A 20076-nucleotide genomic window follows, 5' to 3' on the forward strand; every position below is an offset into this window, starting at 1 on the left:
AGCTATGATGGTGGGCATGCGCATTCTCGTAATTGGTTCGGGCGGCCGTGAACACGCCCTCGTAAAAGGACTGCACGCTGATCCACAGGCTGCGGAGATCCACGTCGCGCCCGGCAGCGCGGCCATGGAACCGCTGGCCACCCTGCACCCGGAATACTCCCAGGTAGATGATCCAGAACGCATGGTGGAACTGGCCCGTGAGGTCGCTGCCGAGCTCGTGGTCATCGGCCCCGAGGTGCCGCTGGTCGCCGGCGTGGCGGATGCGCTGCGCGCAGAAGGCATCGCCGTCTTTGGCCCGAATAAGGACGCCGCCCAGATTGAAGGTTCCAAGGCCTTTGCCAAGGAAGTCATGGAGGCCGCTGGGGTCAAGACGGCCCGCGCGCAGCAGGTGCGCCCAGGCGCTAGCGATGCCGATATTGAGGCCGCGCTGGATAATTTTGGCCCGCAGTTCGTGGTTAAGGATGATGGCCTGGCAGGCGGCAAGGGCGTGGTGGTCACGAGCGAGCGCGCCGCCGCCCGCGCCCACGTGGATGCGGTCTTAGGTGCCGGCAATCCGGTGCTCTTGGAATCGTTCCTGGATGGCCCCGAGGTATCGCTATTCTGCCTTGTCGATGGCGGAACCGTCGTGCCGCTGTTGCCCGCCCAGGACCACAAGCGCGCCTACGATAATGACGAGGGCCCCAATACCGGTGGCATGGGCGCGTACACCCCGCTGCCGTGGCTGGGCAAGGGCGACGTGCAGCGCATCGTCGACGAGGTCTGCACTCCCGTCGCCAAGGAAATGGTGCGCCGCGGCACCCCCTATTCAGGCCTGCTCTATGCCGGGCTGGCCTGGGGCGACGAGGGCCCGGCGGTGGTGGAATTTAACTGCCGCTTTGGTGACCCAGAAACCCAAGCGGTGCTCTCGCTCCTACAGTCCCCGCTGGCACAAGCGCTCAACGCCACCGCCACCGGCACCCTGGCAGAACTCGAGCCGCTGCAGTGGGAAGACGGCTTTGCCATCACCGTGGTCATGGCGGCAGAGGGATACCCCGCTTCTCCCCGCAAGGGCGATGCCATCACGGGCGAGGGCCTCGAGGATCCAGAACGCGTGCTGCACGCCGGCACGAAACACTCCAATGGGGTATTCCAGAGCAATGGTGGCCGCGTGCTCAACGTGCTGGGCAAGGGCGACACGCTAGATGCCGCGCGCGAGAATGCCTACGCCACCGTCCGGGGCATTGAGTTTGCGGGCGGGTTTGTCCGGAGGGATATCGGCAAGCGCGCGGCAGCCGGTGAAATTTCTATCTAGCAAGTAGCCACGGGGGAGGGCAGGCATGGAATAATGAGCCACGTGGCTGAGAAGAAGAATATCCCCAACGTCCTGTCCTCCCGTTATGCTTCTGCGGAGCTTGCCAATATCTGGAGCGCGGAGCATAAAATCATCCTCGAGCGCAAGCTATGGATCGCCGTGATGCACGCCCAGAAGAACCTGGGCGTGGACATCCCCGCCAAGGCCATTAGCGCGTATGAAGCCGTTATCGAGGACGTAAACCTCGAATCCATTGCTGAGCGCGAGCGCGTCACCCGCCACGATGTGAAGGCCCGCATCGAAGAATTCAATGCGCTGGCCGGCTACGAGCACATCCACAAGGGTATGACCAGCCGCGATCTCACCGAGAACGTGGAGCAGCTGCAAATCCACACCTCGCTGGAAATCATCCGCGATAAGGCCATCGCCGTGGTCTCGCGCATCGGCCGCCACGCAGCCGAGTACCAATCCCTGGTTATGGCTGGGCGCTCGCACAACGTGGCCGCGCAGGCCACCACGCTGGGCAAGCGCTTTGCCACCGCCGGCGATGAGATGCTGCTGGCCATCGAACGCGTGGAAGACCTGCTTTCGCACTACCCGCTGCGCGGCATCAAGGGCCCAATGGGCACCTCGCAGGATATGCTCGATCTCATGGGCGGTTCCGAAGATAAGCTCGCCTCCCTAGAGACCAATATTGCGGATTACCTGGGCTTTCGCCGCATCTTCAACTCCGTGGGCCAGGTGTACCCGCGCTCGCTGGATTTCGATGCCATCTCCTGCCTCGTCTCCCTGGGCACCGCCCCGGCATCGCTGGCCACCACCATCCGCCTGATGGCCGGCAACGAGACCGTCACCGAGGGCTTCAAGGAAGGCCAGGTCGGCTCGTCCGCCATGCCGCACAAGATGAACGCCCGCTCCTGCGAACGCGTGACCGGCCTGCAGGTCATCCTGCGCGGCTACCTCACCATGGCCGCAGACCTCGCCGGCAGCCAGTGGAACGAGGGCGATGTCTCCTGTTCGGTGGTGCGACGCGTTGCGCTTCCCGATGCCTTCTTTGCCATCGACGGCCAATTCGAAACCTTCCTCACCGTGCTCGATGAATTCGGTGCCTTCCCGGCCATGATCGACCGCGAGCTGGAGCGCTACCTGCCCTTCCTCGCCACCACCCGCATCCTTATGGCCGCGGTGCGCGCCGGGGTGGGCCGCGAGACCGCCCACGAGGTCATCAAGGAAAACGCCGTGGCCGTGGCGCTGAATATGCGCGAAAACGGTGGCAACCAAGACCTGGTCCAGCGCCTTGCCGCAGATGACCGCCTGCCCATGGACGAGACCGAGCTCGAAAGGGTCCTCGAGGATAAGCACGCCTTCATCGGCGCCGCTGAATCCCAGGTCTCTCAGGTCCTGCACCGCATCAAGGCCCTCGTAGGCGAGCACCCGAAGGCCGCTGCCTATACGCCGGGCGAGATTCTCTAAGCTCACGCGCGGGCTTACGTGCCCGCGCACACCCGCGCGTTATGATGAGGACCATGCGTCCTGAGCTTTCTTCTTATACCCATGTAGCCTCCGGCAAGGTCCGCGATATTTACGATGTGGATGACACCACCCTGCTGATGGTGGTCTCTGACCGCATCTCCGCCTACGACTTTGCCTTGGAACCGGCCATCCCGGACAAGGGCCGGGTTCTCACGGCCACCTCGAAGTTCTTCTTTGATGCCATCGATTTTCCCAACCACCTCGCCGGACCGCTCGATGATGAGCGCATTCCGGAAGAGTGCTTGGGTCGCGCCATGGTGGTCAAGAAGCTAGACATGCTGCCCTTCGAGTGCGTGGCGCGCGGCTTCCTTACCGGTTCCGGCTTGAAGGAATACCAAGCCGACGGCACCGTGTGCGGCATCGAGCTGCCCGCCGGCTTGGTGGAGGCCTCCCGCTTGCCCGAGCCCATTTTCACCCCAGCCACGAAGGCTGAGCAGGGCGATCACGATGAGAACGTCTCTTTCGAACACGTGGCAGATAAGCTCGGCCGCGAGCGCGCCGAGGAGCTGCGCGCGGCTACCTTGCGCATTTACGCCAAGGCCGCCCAGCTGGCGGAGGAGAAGGGCATTATCTTGGCCGATACCAAATTCGAATTCGGCCTCGATGCGGATGGCACGCTCGTGCTTGCCGATGAAGTCCTCACCCCCGATTCCTCCCGCTACTGGCCCGCTGATTCCTACGTGGAAGGCGAGGTCCAGCCCTCCTTTGATAAGCAGTATGTGCGCGATTGGCTAACTTCTGATGCCTCCGGCTGGGATAAGTCCTCTGAGACCACCCCGCCCGCGCTTCCCGATGACGTCGTTTCCGCCACCCGCCTGCGCTACATCGAGGCCTACGAAAAGCTATCGGGTGAGCGCTTCGCGGACTTCCTCGCGCCTCGTTCCTAGCCAGTCGGGCCCGTCTAGGGCGGACTGGGCAACCGCGCGGTAGCTGGTTGCCCACGGCTGTTTCCCGCCGCTGTTGCCTGCCGCTGGGGCATAACCGGTGACGCGTACAGTGGTAGGGCATGAGTGATGAAAAGACGACCGCACCGGTAGCCCCAGTCCACCCCGTAAAGCGTGAATTTCACGGCCGCGAATTCGTGGATAATTACGAGTGGCTGCGCGATAAGCAATCGCAGGAAACCCTGGATTACCTCAACGCCGAAAATGATTACACCGCGGCGCATACCGGGCACTTGGATGCGATGACGGAAAATATCTTCCAAGAGATTAAATCCCGCATTAAACAAACCGATATGTCCGTGCCCGCCCGCCGCGGTAAGTACTGGTACTACGGTCGCTCCGAAGAGGGCAAGAACTACGGCTATTCCTGCCGTATCCCAGTAGAAGAGGGCAGCGATCCCTGGACCGCACCAGTGATTCCGGAAGAAGGCAGCCCAGAGGGCGAAGAAATTATCCTGGACGCCAACGCCCTGGCAGAGGGCAAGGACTTCTTCGCCCTTGGTGCAGCCTCCATCTCAGATTCCGGCCGCTACCTGGCCTATTCCGTGGATTTTGCCGGCGATGAGCGGTTTGAGCTGTCCATTAAGGACCTCGAAACGGGAGAGCTCCTGGACGATCACCTCACCGGCATTTTCTACGGCGCTACATGGGCAGGCGATGGTTATATCTTCTACTCCACGGTGGATGATGCCTGGCGCCCAGATGCGGTGTGGCGCCATAAGGTAGGCACCGAGCAGTCCGCGGATGTGCGCGTCTTCCACGAGGAAGATGAGCACTTTAATGTGGGCATCGGCAGTGCCCGCTCCGATAAATACCTCTTCATTGGGGTGGGCTCGAAGATTACCTCGGAAGCCTGGGTACTGGGTACGGAAAACCCAGAAGGCGAATTCCGCCCGCTGTGGCAGCGCGAGACCGGCGTGGACTACGACGTAGACCATGCCGTAGTGGGCGGCGAAGACTACTGGATTGTCACCCACAACGCCACCGGGCCGAACTTTGCGGTGGGCTATGCCAAGGTCGATGCGGAACTTCCCGCCCTGCGCGAGCTGCCGGAGCTGCTGGCACACGATGACACCACCCGCATCGAGGGCGTGGATACCTACCGCGACCACATGGTGGTGGGCTATCGCCGCGGCGGCATCGGCAGGGCCGCCATTATGCGCGTGGGCGATGACTTCGGGGAATTCGAAGAGCTCAACTTCAACGAGGAGCTTTTTACCGTCGCCGTGGCCGGTAACCCGGAATGGGACGCGCCGGTAGTCCGCGTGAACTACGTGTCTTATATCCAGCCCGCGCAGCTTTTCGATTACCGCGTGGATACCGGTGAGTACACGCTGCTGAAGGAACAAGAAGTCCCCGGCGGCTATGATCCGGATGATTATGTGGCCTACCGCATTTGGTCGACCGCCAGCGATGGCACCAAGATCCCGGTCTCTGTGGTGCACCGTTCCGACCTGGACCGCACCAAGCCCAATCCGACGCTGCTGTATGGTTACGGCTCCTACGAGGCCAGCATGGACCCGTACTTCTCCGCGTCCCGGCTATCGCTTATGGATCGCGGCATGATTTATGCGGTTGCCCACGTGCGCGGCGGCGGCGAGATGGGCCGTCAGTGGTACGACGACGGCAAGATGCTGCAGAAGAAAAACACCTTCACCGATTTCATCGCAGTGGCCGATGATCTCATCGAGCGCCGCGTGACCACCTCAGACCAAATGGTGGCAGAAGGCGGATCCGCCGGCGGCATGCTCATGGGCGCCGTGGCGAATATGGCCCCCGACCGCTTTACCGCCATTCAGGCCGTCGTCCCCTTCGTGGATCCGCTGACCTCGATGCTCATGCCGGAGCTTCCCCTCACGGTTCCCGAATGGGAAGAGTGGGGCGACCCGTACCACGATCCGGAATACTACGACTACATGAAGTCCTACTCGCCCTACGAGAATGTTAAGGCCAAGGACTACCCGGATATCTTGGCTATCACCTCGCTGAACGATACCCGCGTGTTGTACGTGGAACCGGCAAAGTGGGTTGCGCAGCTGCGCGCTACCGCCACCGGCGGCGAGTTCCTGCTCAAGACGGAGATGGCCGCCGGGCACGGTGGCGTATCCGGACGCTACGATAAGTGGCGCCAAAACGCCTTCGAATACGCCTGGACCATCAATAAGGCCACCGGCCTGACGGAGTAACCGCGCAGCACAGTCACGCGCTGGCCGGCACCCTGGCCTGCGTTCTGGCCAGCGCGCGGATCTGGCGGTACTGTGCGATAATTTGAGCTATGACTAGCCACCTTCTGGTTTCTATCTCCAGTATTTTTGAGGACACTCGGAAGCAGGCTACAAGCTTCCTGTCGGTTCTGGACCGGGAGGAAATCCCCGTCTCGCTGCTTATCGCCCCGCATATTGATGGCAATTGGCACTTGGCCAAGGACAAGGACACCCAACAGTGGCTCAAGGACCAAGCGGCCGCGGGTCGTCCGCTTATCCTCAATGGCTTTGACCAAGCAGTCCAAGGCCGCCGCGCGGAGTTTGCCAATCTCAATTCCCACGAGGCGAAGCTGCGCCTAGCCGGTGCGACCCGGCAGATGGCGCAAATTGGTTTCGAACCCACCATCTTTGCGCCCCCGCGCTGGCGCATGTCTCCTGGAACATTGCAGGTCCTGCCCAAATTCCCCTTTGAGGCGGCGGCTTCTACCCGCGGCATCCTGGAGGTACCGACCGGGAAATTCCACCAAGCCCGCAACCTTTCTTTTGGTGAGGGCTTTGGTTCTGCCAAGTGGTGGCGCAAGAACATCATCCGCGCGGCAGAGCGCTCCGCCCAGCGCGGCAATACCGTGCGCCTTTCCATATCCGCTCGCAACCTGGATGACCGCAAGGTCATTAAGGACTTTGTAAAGGCTGCTCGCCGCGCCCTCGACGCGGGCGCTACTCCCGCTGATTACAGTATTTACCTGCCGCGTTAGTTCGGTTGACGCCTTATAGTAGATCACATGAAACGAACAGATGAACTAACAACGCAACAGGCGGCAGACTTTCTGAATGTCTCTCGGCCGCGTGTCATCGAGCTCATGGATGAGGGAACCTTGAAGGGGCATACAGAAGGCGCCTACCGCCATCTGTATGCCTCCAGCGTGCAGGACTTTAAACGCCAGAGAGACCTTAAGCAGCGTGCTGCTGCAGACGAGCTCGCGGTGCTTTCTGACGAGATGGGCTTATACGAGTAGGCGCTCCTACTTGCTCAGGCCGTTGATGAAGTCCTTCGCCTGCTGGGGGAGCATGCCCCAGATACCAGCGGGGATGATCTTCTGCAGGTTGCCGGTGGCAGCCATGAAGCCGGGGATGGCAAGCAGGCCAGCCAGGATGGCGAAGCCGATAATGGCGCCGGTGCCAAGTGAGCTAGAGCCGAACCCGAAGCCTGGGCCATCGGTATTGTCGTCTTGGTTGGCATCGTTGCCCTGATCGCCGTCGTCGGTGGATTCATCCTCACCCAGGGTGAAACCGACCTTGACAGGGTCGTGGTCGGAGGCGCGGAACGGGGAGTCGTCGTAGAAATCCACGGCGTTGTAGTTGCGGCGGGAGTACTCAAAGGCGACGGGTTCGTCGGCGTTGATGTTCCACACTTGGGCATCGTCAAGCGCGCCCGAAGCAACCTCATTGGCCAGGACGTGGTCTAGGGTGCCGAGCAAGCCGCCGAACTGGTAAGAGGTATCGGCGCCGTACTTTTCCGCAGGCACGGTGAAGCCATCGTTGCGGAAGACATCGAGCGCGGTTTCGTGGGTGTAGGTATTGAAATCACCCAGGGCGAAAAGCGGCTTATCCTTCCAATCGTCCTGCTTGTGCAGGGCATCGAGCACGGCCTGGGCCTGGGCATTGCGGACGTTGGGGTTATTGCCCTGGCCATCGCCGGAATCCTCATCGCCCTTGGCCACCGAGCCCTTGGACTTGAAGTGGTTGGCCACGGCGACGAAGGACTCGTCATCGCTATTGAGCGGCTGGAATTCTTGGGCCAGCGGCTCGCGGGCGGTGCCGGAAAAGCGCGGATCCTGGAAGATGCGGGATTCGCCTACGGGCTTGACCACGTCCTTGTGGTAGATGAACGCGGTGCGGATGACATCGGGGTGTTCAGGGACTTGCTCCTTGGACGGGGAGGGAACGAAGGCCCACTTCTCGGTGCCCGCGGCTTCATTGAGTTTTTCGGTCAGGCGTTTCAGTGCCTTATCGCGCTGGTTAAAGTCCCCGGTGACGGCGTAGCCATCTTCGATTTCGGAAAGGCCGATGACATCGGCATCGAGGCCATTGATGGCGGCGACGATCTTGCGCTCTTGGTCCTTTAAGGCGGATTCGGTATAGGCGCCGCGGGTCTTGCCGCGGTTGACGGTGACCTTATTTCCTTCGCGGTCGGTATAGGCGCTGCCGCCGAATTCCTCGCCCAGGGAGGTGAAGTAATTCAGCACGTTGAAGGCGCCGATGGTGTATTCGCCCTTGACGTCATCAACGGCGTGCAGCTCCGCATCGCGGGATTCTTCCCAGGAGATGGGGAGATCGGCGCTAGCGGACTCACCTGTGACCGGCTCGGTGGGCTGGAAGCGCCACTGATCGTGGGAGTAGCCCACGATGACTGGGTGCTGGAATTCCACGGTATCGGTGGTGCGCAGGGACTTGATGGTCTTGCCGCCATCTTGGGCGATATAGGGCAGTGGGGTGTCCTTATCGGTCCTTAAATAATCGCGGGTGCGGCCATCATCTAAGGTAACGAGCTTTTCCGCGTTGTCCTTGGCCAGTTTTTGCAGATCGGAATTGGGGTCGGTGGAAGGGGAGTGGACATCGGAAGGCTGGCGGAAGGCCTCATCGCCCGGGGCGAGGCCGACCTCGCCGTATTGGTTGAGCGAGTAGTTATTGGTCACGGTGTGCGTGCCGGGCTGGATGAGCATGTGCTCAAAGGACTCGCGGGCGCTGTCGCCCTGGGGCAGCTCATCCACGGCGAGCGGGGTGACCTCCTCCAGCGCGGTATCGAGCTGCTTGAGGGAAGAAGCGCTGACCTGGGTGGCGCCGTAATACTCGGAAACCTGGCCGGTGACCTCTACGGAATCACCGATGCTGGGGTATTTATCGGCGCCCTTTTTACCCATGTGGACAAATAGCGCCTGGGAGGCATCGGTGGCTTCTTTGCCGGTGCCGCCGGTCTGGATGGTAAAGCCGTTGAGCCCGCCCTCGCTCCACACGCCGGTGACAACGCCCTGGGTAGCAACGTTTTGGCCCTCGAGCGGGGAGGTATCGCCGGGGCCTTGGATTTCCGCAATCGGGGTTATGCCTTCGGGCGCGGGAAGATTCTCAGAACCTGCGGAATTATCGGAGCCACCCGGCTGCGGGGCCGGGGACTCGTTGCCAGAGTTGGTAGGAGACGGTGCACCGATGGTGAAGTCTGCGGAGTTGTCATCGGTATCGGCGCCCGCCGCGTTGCGGGAAGCGGAGGTGTCATTAGATAGCGCGCCGGTGGCAGAGCCTTCATACTTGGAGGCGGCGCCGTAACCTAGGAGGTCAATGGTGTTGCCGGTGGCATCGGCAAGCTGCACCGAGCCCTTCGTGCCGGATAGATTGACCTTGCCTTGCGCATCCGGGGTGGGAAGCGCCTGGGCCTGGCCATTGCCGGCAGCGCCCTGCACTAGGTAATAACCGTGGGGAGCGATGGTGCCGGACAGGGTTATCTTGCCGCCGCTATTGCCGTTGGAGGCAAAGTACTCCACGGACCAGCCGGTGAGATCGATCGCGGCATCGGTGGGGTTATAAAGCTCGATGAAATCATTGGAAAAGCTCGCGCCCTTGTTTCCGCCACCGCCGTAGACCTCAGAGATGACCGCGGTGGAATTATCCGGGGCGGCCATGGCGGTAGGCACCGCGACGGATAGGGAGAGGGTGGAAAAACCGGCAGCGAGGGCTACCCTGCCAAGGCGGCGAAGAGCCATAGAAGTCACCTTAATCATAGAGAAAGTTGTCATGGACGCCTTTTATATTTACTCGCTGAACAATTGGTGCACCCGTGGCCGCAAGGGGTGGGTTGTGCGCGAGCAGGCGGTGAAACCTGGGTGCCGCGCAAAATTCGTTTTCCTGTTGGTCGTAATTTACGCGGTGTTTGCTTTGCTGGGGTGAAAACCCTGCAGTGGGGGTATATCTAGGGATTGGGCGGGGGTATGACTACACTGAATCGGGCAGACCTAAGCCCCATACAGTAAGGCAAAAATTTCATGGCTCGTGTAGTTGTCAATGTCATGCCCAAGGCGGAAATTTTGGATCCGCAGGGCCAAGCTGTCGTCCGCGCATTGGGTCGCATCGGAGTATCCGGTGTCAGCGATGTGCGCCAAGGAAAGCGCTTCGAACTCGAGGTAGATGACTCCGTTACCGCGGAGGAATTGGATAAGGTGGCAGAAACGCTGCTGGCTAATACCGTCATCGAGGACTACGAGGTTACGCAGCTGGAGGTCAAGTAAGTGACCGCAAAAATCGGAGTAATTACCTTCCCCGGCACCCTGGATGATGTGGATGCCGCCCGCGCGGCCCGCACCGCCGGCGCCGAGGTCATTAACCTCTGGCACGCGGATGCTGATCTGCGCGGCGTGGACGCGGTAGTCGTGCCGGGCGGGTTTTCCTATGGTGACTACCTGCGCTCGGGCGCTATTTCGGCGCTCGCCCCCGTCATGCGCAGCGTCATCGACCGCGCCAAGGCAGGAATGCCGGTGCTCGGCATTTGCAATGGTTTCCAAATCTTGACTGAAGCAGGCCTCTTACCGGGCGCATTGACCCGGAATAAGGGCCTGCATTTTCATTGCACCGATACTTACCTGGAGGTGGAGCACTCCACCACGGCCTGGACCAGCGAGTTTGAAAAGGGCCAAAAGATTTTGGTGCCCGCCAAGCACGGTGAGGGCCGCTTCCAGGCAGGCGATGACGATATCGCACGTATCGAGGGCGAAGGCCGCGTGGTCTTCCGCTATACCGATAATTACAACGGCTCCATCAATGGCATTGCCGGTGTAAGCGATGAGTCCGGCCGGATTGTTGGCCTCATGCCGCACCCAGAGCACGCCATTGACCCGCTGACCGGCCCATCCACCGACGGATTGGGACTTTTCGTATCCGCCATCAAGGCCGTCGCGGAAGCGCCGGCGGTTTAAGGAGGCCACACCTACATGACCGTTTCTAATGACACCGTAGACAAGGCGCAGTCCACCCCGGATGAAAAGCAGCCGTACGTGGAGCTCGGCCTAAAGGATGACGAATACCAGCGCATCCACGATATTTTGGGCCGGCGCCCCACCGACGCGGAGCTGACCATGTACTCCGTGATGTGGTCCGAGCACTGCTCTTATAAGTCTTCCAAGACGCACCTGCGCTACTTTGGTGAGACCATGACGGAGGAGATGGGGGAGAAGATCCTCGCCGGCATTGGTGAAAACGCCGGCGTGGTGGACATCGGCGATGGCAATGCGGTGACCTTCCGCGTGGAATCGCACAACCACCCCTCCTACGTGGAGCCCTACCAGGGCGCGGCCACCGGCGTGGGCGGCATCGTCCGCGACATCATGGCCATGGGTGCGCGCCCCATCGCCGTGATGGATCAGCTGCGCTTTGGGCCTGCCGATGCCCCCGATACCAAGCGCGTGCTGCCCGGCGTCGTATCCGGCGTGGGCGGCTACGGCAACTCCTTGGGCCTACCCAATATTGGCGGCGAAACCGTCTTTGATGAAACCTATGCGGGAAACCCGCTGGTCAACGCCCTGTGCGTGGGCACGCTCAAGGTCGATGACTTGAAGCTCGCCTTCGCCTCCGGCACCGGCAATAAGGTCATGCTCTTCGGTTCCCGCACCGGCCTGGATGGCATCGGCGGCGTATCCGTGCTGGCCTCCGATACCTTTGAAGACGGCGCGGAGCGCAAGCTGCCGGCCGTGCAGGTGGGCGATCCCTTCGCGGAAAAGGTGCTCATCGAATGCTGCCTGGACCTCTACCACGCCGGTGTCGTGGTGGGCATCCAGGACTTGGGCGGCGCCGGCCTGGCGTGCGCCACCTCTGAGCTGGCCGCGTCCGGCGATGGCGGCATGGAGGTCAACCTCGATGCCGTGCCGCTGCGCGCGGAGAACATGACCGCCGCGGAAATCCTCGCCTCCGAGTCCCAGGAGCGCATGTGCGCCGTCGTGGCACCGGAAAACGTGGAGAAGTTCCGCGAAATCTGTGAGCACTGGGAGGTCACCTGCGCCGAAATCGGTGAGGTGACTGAGGGCGACCACCTGGTCATCCGCCACCAGGGCGAGGTCGTGGTCGATGCCCCAGCTGGCACCATCGCGGATGAGGCGCCGGTCTACGAGCGCCCTTACGCCCGCCCCGAGTGGCAGGATGAGCTGCAGAAATACCAGGGCACGGACAAGCGCGGCCTGGTGGAATCCCTGCAGAAGCTCGTCTCTTCCCCCTCGCTGTGCTCGCGCGATTTCATCATGAACCAGTATGACCGCTACGTGCGCGGCAATACCGTGCAGTCCCACCACGCGGACGCGGGAGTGCTGCGCATCGATGAGGAGACCGGCCGCGGCGTTGCCGTGTCCGCCGATGCTTCTGGCCGCTACACCAAGCTGGATCCGAACATGGGCGCGCGCCTGGCCTTGGCGGAGGCCTACCGCAACGTCGCGGTTACCGGCGCCAAGCCCGTCGCGATTACCAACTGCCTGAACTACGGCTCGCCGGAAAACCCGGACGTGATGTGGCAGTTCCGCGAATCGGTGCACGGGCTTGCCGATGCCGCCGTTGAACTCTCCATCCCCGTCTCCGGCGGCAACGTCTCCTTCTACAACCAGACCGGCTCCGAGCCCATCCTGCCCACCCCGGTCGTGGGCGTGCTCGGCGTTATCGATGATGTGCACAAGGCCATTGGCAATAACCTGGGCACCGTCAACGAGAAGGAGGTCCTCATCGCCTTGGGCGAGACCAAGGATGAGTTCGGCGGTTCCATCTGGCAGCTGGTGAGCGCCGAGGGCGCCGATAAGGACAACCTCAACGGCCTGCCGCCGCAGGTGGACATGGCTAATGAGAAGCGCCTCGCGGACTTCTTCCACGGCAACGATCTGCTCACCGCCGCGCACGATGTCTCTGAGGGAGGCCTTGCCGTCGCCGCCTTTGAGATGGCCAAGCGCGCCGGTGCGCTTGCCGATGCCGCCGGCCTCGGCCTCGACCTCGATCTCACCGCCGTGCACGAGGACGCCTTTACCGCGGCCTTCTCCGAGTCCGCGTCCCGCGCGCTCGTGGCCACCACCGCCGACCGCGCCGATAAGGTGCTCGCCCGTGCGGCAGAGCTCGGCATCCCCGCGGCCATCGTGGGCGAGACCACCGAAACCGGTGCCCTTACCCTGGGCGGCGAATCCGTGGCCATCTCCCAGCTGGTTGAGGCATGGTCTGCCACCTTGCCTGACCTCTTCGGTCACGCCGTGGGTGCCAACTCCGTTGTGGAGTAAGCCAGCCCCTGTCACCGCTTAGCTCAAGCCCGGCTTTGGCCGGGCTTGAGGAGCATTTAGACTATCTTCGGTGATCGGGGCCGTTGCCCAATGAGCATCGCCCTTTCTCTCTGTCTCGAATCGAAATTTTTATATTAGGAGTCCCATGAGCGCGCATTCCCGCCATCAAGCCTCCGCGCCCGCATCAACAGTGCTGCGGTGGTACCACCATTGTATTGGGCTGGTGTTTGGCCTCGTGGTTGCCGCAATTTCTGCCGGAAAACTGAATTACGGTGACTGGGGTGCGCTATGGATTGCTGGATTGCTCGTTCGCGATGGAAATCGGGAGCATCTATATAGAATCGATGAACGCGATTTCGCACTGCCACGTGGTGATGTGTGGTTAGACACCATCGCCCACTCTGATGTCACTGAGTTCCCGCACCCTTATGTTCACGTCCCATTTCTCGCGGATGTGATGAGCCTGGTCGTGCGGGTCATGAGTTTTGATGTCTCCGTGATTTTACTCGCGATTGCTTCCGGTTGGGCGTTGGTGGTGCTGATAGTCTCCGCCTGGTTCTTGTGGTTTGAAGAAGAGATACCAACCATGGCCTTGCTTTTTGGAATCCTCTTGGGCTGGGCATCGGTAGCTTTTCAATCATCGTTGCTACTTGGCCAGACGAGCCCGCTGATTTTTGCGGGAGTTGCCTACGGCCTTGCTGCTGCTCGCGTGCACCCAGTGCGCGCGGGAATTGCACTAGGGCTTGTATCTGCAGTGAAGCTAACCCCCATTATTCTCGTGCTCATCTGCGTGGTTTTCCCGCGGGCGCGGAAAGCGGGATTGGTAGCACTCGGGACAGGAGCCGTTGCTGTACTCTACTCAATCGTCGTTTCTGGCTGGGACGTGTTTACCTCTTGGTGGGATACCCTTCAGGACATCAAGGCGGCAATAATGGTCGCTCCTGTCAACGGATCGATTGCTTCCCAATTGAGCACCAACCGCGTTGAAGATGACAGCATTCTTGTCACCATCGTCCATGATCCTTCACTGGTTGCCAGCCTTATTCCGCCTTTTGTAGCCCTGGCATTGATTGCGCTGGTTATTGTTACCGCTTTGCGGTCACAGGAGCCGTGGCGCATTGCTGCCGTCGGCATCTTTACGGTTCTTACGGCTACCGCCAATATCTTGTGGGACCATTACGTCTTGTGTGCCGTATTGCCACTGCTAGGCGTTCTGGCCCGCGGGCAGAATCGCATCATTTATGTTGTGCCGGTCTTGGGGCTCTTCTTCTTCCCACCACTGGCCAAGGCAGATTCTGATATGTGGTTGTCGTGGTCCTCTTTCATCGCCTTGGTGGGCTTCGTCATCGCACTGTGTATCGCGGAGTTAAGCCGGAAGGACGCCCTGCCTCTGCGGGACCGCCGCCTTTCCTTCAAAAAGGCGAGTTAGTAGGCGGCTTTTCTCCACTAAATCCGCTACCACGCACCTCCGGAACCGAGGACTTGAAGATCGCTGCCCGGCTGCTATCCGCCCGATGATGGTGGCACCCACTCAGTGATGGTGTATATCCACGGCGGGCAGTTGGTGCTGAATGCGCTTGCCGATGCTGCCGACCTCGGCCGGGCCTTATTGTTTGGTTTACGCTACTATTTAAGATCTATGGACAGTGAAGGAGGATCGTCATGGCACCTGTACGAGTGATGATTCAAACTGCTGTGCTCGCTTGGGCGGTATCCCGCACAGGGCTCTCACAATACGCGCTACTCAAGCAATTCCCCAAAATCCATGAATGGGAAACTGGTGAAGAGCGTCCCACTCTAAAACAAGCGAAAGACCTAGCGAAGAAAGCTCACATCCCTTTCGGCAGGCTGCTTCTCGATGCCCCCACAGGCGATGGAGTTGAGGTCGCGGATTTTAGAACCGTGCGCAATGAGCAGCTCGATACGGTCAGCCCAGAGCTGCAGGAAGTCATGTTCGCTTCCCAGACTCGCCTCGATTGGTACGCCGAATACGCACGGGGCATAGGAATTGATCCGCCGGAGCTTTTCCGTAGCGCGACGATTTCTGAGTCTGCAGCGGTTGCTGCTAGTAGCGTTCGGGACGCGCTCCGCCTCAAGCAAGAAGCTCCTCTTCCTGGGCGTGACAAAGTTCGTGAATTGGTTTCATTGATGGAAGATGCCGGGATACTCGTCGCCCGAAACTCCATTGCCGAAAACTCCACCCGTAGGGCACTTAATGTAGAGGAATTTCGTGGATTCACCCTTGAAGAGGATGGCTACTGCCTAGTTTTCATCAATACCCGCGATACCAAGACAGCCCAGCTTTTTAGTATTGCGCACGAATTGGCGCACGTTGTGCTTGGTAAACCCGGAATTTCTGATCATTCGGAGCGCCTAGAAACTGAGCAATGGTGTAATCAATTTGCTGCGGCCTTCTTGTGCCCGGGAGCTTCCTTAAGGGAGGATTTCCAGCCCACTGACGAGCTAGAGGAACAGGTATCAACGCTATCCAAGATATACGGTATGAGCCGCGAAGCATTGTTGTGGCGGCTAGTAGGACTTGGAATTGTCCCACAAGAAGAAGCTATTCCACTTGCGGCACGGTTCCGGAAAGAACAGGCGCTAATAAAGACTTCACGAGATGCTAAAGGTGCGCCTCCCCGCCATGTTTTAATTAAATCAAGGGTGGGAGAGAGATTTTTTGAGACAGTATTAGACGCCGCAGAATCAGGAGTCCTACCTGAAAAACAAGCTGCAAGTCTTCTGGGAACAACTACGTATGATTCCTTTGAAAAGCTTGTGTCGTCTGCACGATCTTCGGGAAGAAAAGCGGTATAAGCGATGTACGTCATCGATACGAGTTTTCTTGGTGAGTTAACGACTACTTATCCAGAAGATATATTCCCTAGCTTATGGAAAGAGCTTGAGACGAAGCTTTTCGTTCCGGGGATTTGCTTCCATGATGAGGTCCACGAAGAAATGAAGAACTGGGGACATCCTCGCTTTGCGTGGTATGAAAACCTTGTCCGCCCCAGTCAGCGGTTGTCTCCTGATGAGAAAGAAATCCTAGCTTATGAAGAGATGACACGTTGGGTCAGTATGGAGCGCGAGCCTAAATACAAACCAAACGCAGTAAATATATTTTTGGATGCTGCAGATTCTTGGTTAGTTGCCTCCGCGTATCGGCATAAAGCGAAGATCGTAACCAACGAGAAACCCGCGCCGAATGGAAAAGCACGAGTGAAGATTCCGGATGTAGCACAGCACTTTGACGTCGAGTGTGTGGATGGTATTGATTTCTTAAGAAAACTTAATATTAGTATTTAGTCCCATGCAAGTGGCATAGAACTTTGTGGAGCTAAAATCGTGTGTAAGTAGGTGGATATCTCGTCTGCGAGAACATCGCTAGGGTACTTCGAAAACATCGTTTTTCTTTTTCACATTTGGCCGAGTCCCAATTTATGGGACTTGACCCTTTTGAATCGGAGATTATTCATTGCTTTCCCACTTTATTCGTCTGGTTCAAGTTAACCAGGCTGTGGGCGTGACGCCGATCCTCTTACTAAAGGCAGAATCATCACCACGCATTCCCAGAAACGAGGACTACCGTTGCCGGTATGAAGATCGTTGCTCGGCTGCTTTCCGTCCCACTCACGCTTGTAGCTTTCCTCGCACTGTGGCTTGCGGTGGCGCCGTTTACGCCGCATATCCCGTATTGGGGCGCGGGTGCGCTCATTGGCCCGCAATATATCGGGCCGGTGATTATCTTTTCCCTTATTCTCTTGGTCCTTGCGGTGCTTGGAAGGTTCGGATCCCGCAGCTTTTACGTGCCGGGCGCGTTAGCGGCGGTTGCGCTCATTGCAGGCATAGTGCTTTTTGGGACGCAGATCCACGCCGCGAAGGAGCAGGGCACCGACGTGGATATTAGCGCCGCGTTGAGCTGGGCTGGTGTGGAAAGCACCGACGAGGGTCCTGATCACACGGTGGCCTACGATTCCTTCCATGGCGAGGACCTGGACATGGATATTTATAGGCCCAATGATGGCGGCACCCACCCGGTGATGATGTATGTCCACGGCGGCGGCTGGGATCAGATGAACAAGCGCTCCCAGGCGTTCAATATGCGGCAGATGGCGCAGCGCGGCTACCTCGTATAATCCATCGATTACACGCTGTCCAGTTGGGAACAGCCCACGTGGAAGGTGGCAGCGGGGCAGGTGGGCTGCGCGATGAATTGGGTCAATGCCCACGCCGCGGATTATGACGGCGACCCGGAGCGCTTCTTTATGTACGGCGAATCTGCCGGCGGCCAGTTGGTGCTGAATGCGACTGCCGATGCCGCCGCGCACCCCAACCACCTACCTTCCGCCGATTGCCCCGGCACACCGGCCGTTCCCCGCGCCGTGTATGCGGACTCACCGGCTCTCGATGTCCGCCACATCTATGACTCCGACGATGCCTATGCCGCGCAGGGCTCCCGCGATACCGTGCAGAAATACCTGGGTGGAACGCCGGAGGAATATCCCGACCGTGCAGATTGTGTTACCTCGGCTACGCACCTTACTTCGGACATGCCACCCATCAAGATTGTCCGTAGCGATAACGATCGCCTCGTCCCGCCGGAAAGCTATGACGATTTTCGCCGCATAGCCCAAGAAAAGAACATCGACCTAAGCGAGTACGTGCGCCCACACGCTGACCACGCATCGGCGCTTAGCGCCCACGGAGTCTGGAACCAGCACTTGCTCCAGGCGATGCCCCAATTCTTCGCCGAGCACGATCCGCAAGCTTCTTAAGTACCCGACGACCCTGGGATTATGCGTGGCTTACTTGGCTGACCTGGAAATACTCGGAAACGGTTGTGATGGCTCCGAATGCAGCCCAAGTGACGTGGAGGAGAAGCAGAACAAGCAAGGCGGCGCTGACAGTATCCATCCAGCCTAAACCCCATGCCAGCGCCGCGGGTTGCGTGGAGAGGGTGTGGGTGCCTAGGCAGCACGTGCCCACGGGGAAGGTGCTGGCCCACCAGCTGGGGTTATAAGACATTGGGGTCTTTCCAAGAGCGGTACCCTAATGCTTGGCGATGGCATAGACCGACAGCGGTACGCCTAAGCTCAGCATCGCTACACCATAGACCATGGCGCGGAAGTGCCACTGGTCACCGGCGAGGAGCTGTGCTGCCGCGGTGGACTGGCCAACCAACCCCAGTGGGATCCAAGCGGTGGCGGCGAAGTTAATGGGAACCTTCGGGAAGGTATGCCAGTAAATAAAGGCGAATATCGGCATTCCCGTCACCCAAGCCAAGACGAAGCAGAATACGCCGATGCCGTGGATGACCGAGCTCCACTCACCGACGTGCGTTGCCAGCTGTGCCGAGGCAGTGGCGGAAACCATAGGTGCCACCAGTGGCAGCCCTAAGGTAAAAGCCGGATCAGTCGGACGGTTGAAGAAAAGATATTTCAAATACTTTAAGCAGGTAATCACGCTGAGGATGGTTCCCACGGCCCAACACGCAGCGTGAATCGACCAGGCATCAAAGATAAGGGAGTAGGCGCTACCCAAAGCGAGGATGCCCATGGAGACCATGCCCCATGCAGGCATGTCGTCGGAGTGAAAACCTGGATTCCGATACTTAATGAATCCCGCCGAGAGCGCCAAGAAGACAAGAGTTGCCACGCCGAGCATGATTTCGGCTGGAAGGCGCCCCAACACCGGACTCAGGTGCGCATCGATGAGGGATGAGGAGATAGCTAGTCCCATGAGTGCTCCAGCCCAGGCAGGCCCTAGCGGCGGAATTTTCATGTCATTCCGAACTTTTAACATTTCAGGTTATTTGCTTCCTCATGCTCGTGGGAGACTGCACAATCCGAACAGGATTCTATTGAATAAATATACTCCTACAAGGGTCGATGATGGAGATCGGGCTTCACCCATGCGTTAATGAAAACCATGCGGCTCGTAGATGGGCTGGATTTAAGCGAGGAGGCTTAATTGCTTCTTTTCTCTTGAAGCTCCTTTCTCCTCTCAGTAGACTTACGGTAACGTAACTTAGCTCTGGTGGGAGAAAGAAGTATCGCTGTGGCTCAGATACATGTTGAAGGAACAAAAGAGGCGGGGGAGCATCCCTTGAAAGAAGGCTTGGTGCAGCGCACCTATTGGATGGCGGATCGTGGCGAGCGACCGCTGACTCGTGGATGGGGTCATGCGCTGGCGGCGTTGCTATCGGTGATCGCCTCTACCGTGCTCATTACGTATGCGTGGATGACGCTGCACTGGTGGCAGGGTCTGGGCGTTACCGTTTATGGCCTAGGCCTAGTGGGGCTTTTTGGCGTTTCAGCGCTGTACCACCGCTATCCGTGGGCTAGTCCCCAGGCGGTGAAGTGGTGGCGGCGGGCGGACCACGCCACGATTGCGGTATTCATTGCCGCCACATACACCCCGCTGTGTTTGATTGCGTTATCCCCAGCGCAGGCCGCGTGGATGCTGGCCATTGCGTGGGCGGGCGCTATCTTGGGCGTGATTTTGAACCTAGTGTGGATTGAGCACCCGCGGTGGCTCGATGTTGTGGTGTACCTAGCGCTGGGCTGGTTGGTGCTGCCGCTACTACCCACGCTGTGGAGCGATGCCGGCGCAGCAGTGGTCTGGCTACTACTGGCCGGCGGGGTGGTTTACTCCGTAGGTGCGCTGGTCTATGGCTTTAAGTGGCCTGGGCGCAATGCGCGCTACTACGGCTATCACGAGCACTTCCACACGGCGACCATCGCGGCAGCGGTGGTGCACCTCGTGGCGGTATGGCAAGTGGTCGTTGGCGCTGCCTAGACCGTAATTGCCGTGTTATT

16 protein-coding genes and 1 pseudogene are annotated in these 20076 nt (G+C 59.5%); 15 read left to right on the top strand and 2 right to left on the bottom strand.

Annotated features, from left to right (window positions below; genetic code table 11):
• Positions 1 to 16 precede the first annotated feature (16 nt).
• The 6 genes from purD (at position 17) to ABRP86_RS03625 (ending at position 6988) form a co-directional block, all read left to right on the top strand.
• A complete protein-coding gene (purD, locus tag ABRP86_RS03600; RefSeq protein WP_349862537.1) occupies positions 17 to 1291 on the top strand; it encodes a phosphoribosylamine--glycine ligase in 1275 nt (424 codons plus the stop codon).
• A gap of 33 nt (positions 1292 to 1324) precedes the next feature.
• Entirely contained in the window at positions 1325 to 2764 is a 1440-nt protein-coding gene (purB, locus tag ABRP86_RS03605; protein ID WP_349862539.1) for an adenylosuccinate lyase, read from the top strand.
• A gap of 53 nt (positions 2765 to 2817) precedes the next feature.
• Positions 2818 to 3711, top strand: coding sequence for a phosphoribosylaminoimidazolesuccinocarboxamide synthase (locus ABRP86_RS03610; protein ID WP_284850204.1), 894 nt, complete (start codon positions 2818 to 2820; stop codon positions 3709 to 3711).
• 119 nt (positions 3712 to 3830) lie between these two features.
• Positions 3831 to 5954: a S9 family peptidase gene (locus tag ABRP86_RS03615; protein ID WP_349862540.1), complete on the top strand. Its 2124-nt coding sequence runs from the start codon at positions 3831 to 3833 to the stop codon at positions 5952 to 5954.
• An 89-nt stretch (positions 5955 to 6043) separates the two neighbouring features.
• Complete coding sequence (locus ABRP86_RS03620) at positions 6044 to 6727, top strand: DUF2334 domain-containing protein (protein WP_005279578.1); 684 nt, start codon at positions 6044 to 6046, stop codon at positions 6725 to 6727.
• A gap of 27 nt (positions 6728 to 6754) precedes the next feature.
• Positions 6755 to 6988 carry a helix-turn-helix domain-containing protein gene (locus ABRP86_RS03625; RefSeq protein WP_023017938.1) on the top strand — a complete coding sequence of 78 codons (234 nt, stop codon included), beginning with the start codon at positions 6755 to 6757 and terminating at the stop codon, positions 6986 to 6988.
• 6 nt (positions 6989 to 6994) lie between these two features.
• Here ABRP86_RS03625 and ABRP86_RS03630 read toward each other — a convergent pair whose 3' ends face one another.
• Positions 6995 to 9727 carry an ExeM/NucH family extracellular endonuclease gene (locus ABRP86_RS03630; RefSeq protein WP_349862561.1) on the bottom strand — a complete coding sequence of 911 codons (2733 nt, stop codon included), beginning with the start codon at positions 9725 to 9727 and terminating at the stop codon, positions 6995 to 6997.
• Positions 9728 to 10006: 279 nt separating this feature from the next.
• Between ABRP86_RS03630 and purS the strand changes: the two genes are divergently transcribed.
• From purS to ABRP86_RS03670, 8 genes are all read left to right on the top strand, one after another.
• Positions 10007 to 10249, top strand: a complete 243-nt coding sequence (purS, locus tag ABRP86_RS03635; RefSeq protein ID WP_005279580.1) for a phosphoribosylformylglycinamidine synthase subunit PurS — start codon at positions 10007 to 10009, stop codon at positions 10247 to 10249.
• Positions 10250 to 10933 (top strand): phosphoribosylformylglycinamidine synthase subunit PurQ, encoded by a 684-nt coding sequence (gene purQ / locus ABRP86_RS03640; RefSeq protein ID WP_023029203.1) that lies wholly within the window; start codon positions 10250 to 10252, stop codon positions 10931 to 10933. It abuts the gene before it with no gap.
• Positions 10934 to 10948: 15 nt separating this feature from the next.
• Positions 10949 to 13258, top strand: coding sequence for a phosphoribosylformylglycinamidine synthase subunit PurL (gene purL, locus ABRP86_RS03645; protein WP_349862542.1), 2310 nt, complete (start codon positions 10949 to 10951; stop codon positions 13256 to 13258).
• A gap of 145 nt (positions 13259 to 13403) precedes the next feature.
• Positions 13404 to 14687 (top strand): glycosyltransferase family 87 protein, encoded by a 1284-nt coding sequence (locus ABRP86_RS03650; protein WP_284849511.1) that lies wholly within the window; start codon positions 13404 to 13406, stop codon positions 14685 to 14687.
• Positions 14688 to 14920: 233 nt separating this feature from the next.
• Positions 14921 to 16075: an ImmA/IrrE family metallo-endopeptidase gene (locus ABRP86_RS03655; RefSeq protein WP_349862544.1), complete on the top strand. Its 1155-nt coding sequence runs from the start codon at positions 14921 to 14923 to the stop codon at positions 16073 to 16075.
• 3 nt (positions 16076 to 16078) lie between these two features.
• Positions 16079 to 16564, top strand: coding sequence for a DUF4411 family protein (locus ABRP86_RS03660; protein ID WP_349862546.1), 486 nt, complete (start codon positions 16079 to 16081; stop codon positions 16562 to 16564).
• A gap of 290 nt (positions 16565 to 16854) precedes the next feature.
• A complete protein-coding gene (locus ABRP86_RS03665) occupies positions 16855 to 17394 on the top strand; it encodes an alpha/beta hydrolase family protein (protein ID WP_349862548.1) in 540 nt (179 codons plus the stop codon).
• 3 nt (positions 17395 to 17397) lie between these two features.
• A complete protein-coding gene (locus ABRP86_RS03670) occupies positions 17398 to 18033 on the top strand; it encodes an alpha/beta hydrolase family protein (protein ID WP_349862563.1) in 636 nt (211 codons plus the stop codon).
• 19 nt (positions 18034 to 18052) lie between these two features.
• On the opposite strand, the pseudogene ABRP86_RS03675 reads toward ABRP86_RS03670, so the two are convergent.
• A pseudogene (locus tag ABRP86_RS03675) lies at positions 18053 to 19060 on the bottom strand (TDT family transporter).
• Positions 19061 to 19396: 336 nt separating this feature from the next.
• Between ABRP86_RS03675 and trhA the strand changes: the two are divergent.
• A complete protein-coding gene (gene trhA / locus ABRP86_RS03680) occupies positions 19397 to 20056 on the top strand; it encodes a PAQR family membrane homeostasis protein TrhA (RefSeq protein ID WP_349862564.1) in 660 nt (219 codons plus the stop codon).
• The last annotated feature ends 20 nt before the right edge of the window (positions 20057 to 20076 follow it).

It is taken from the genome of Corynebacterium sp. KPL3927 (assembly GCF_040225835.1).
GTDB lineage: Bacteria > Actinomycetota > Actinomycetes > Mycobacteriales > Mycobacteriaceae > Corynebacterium.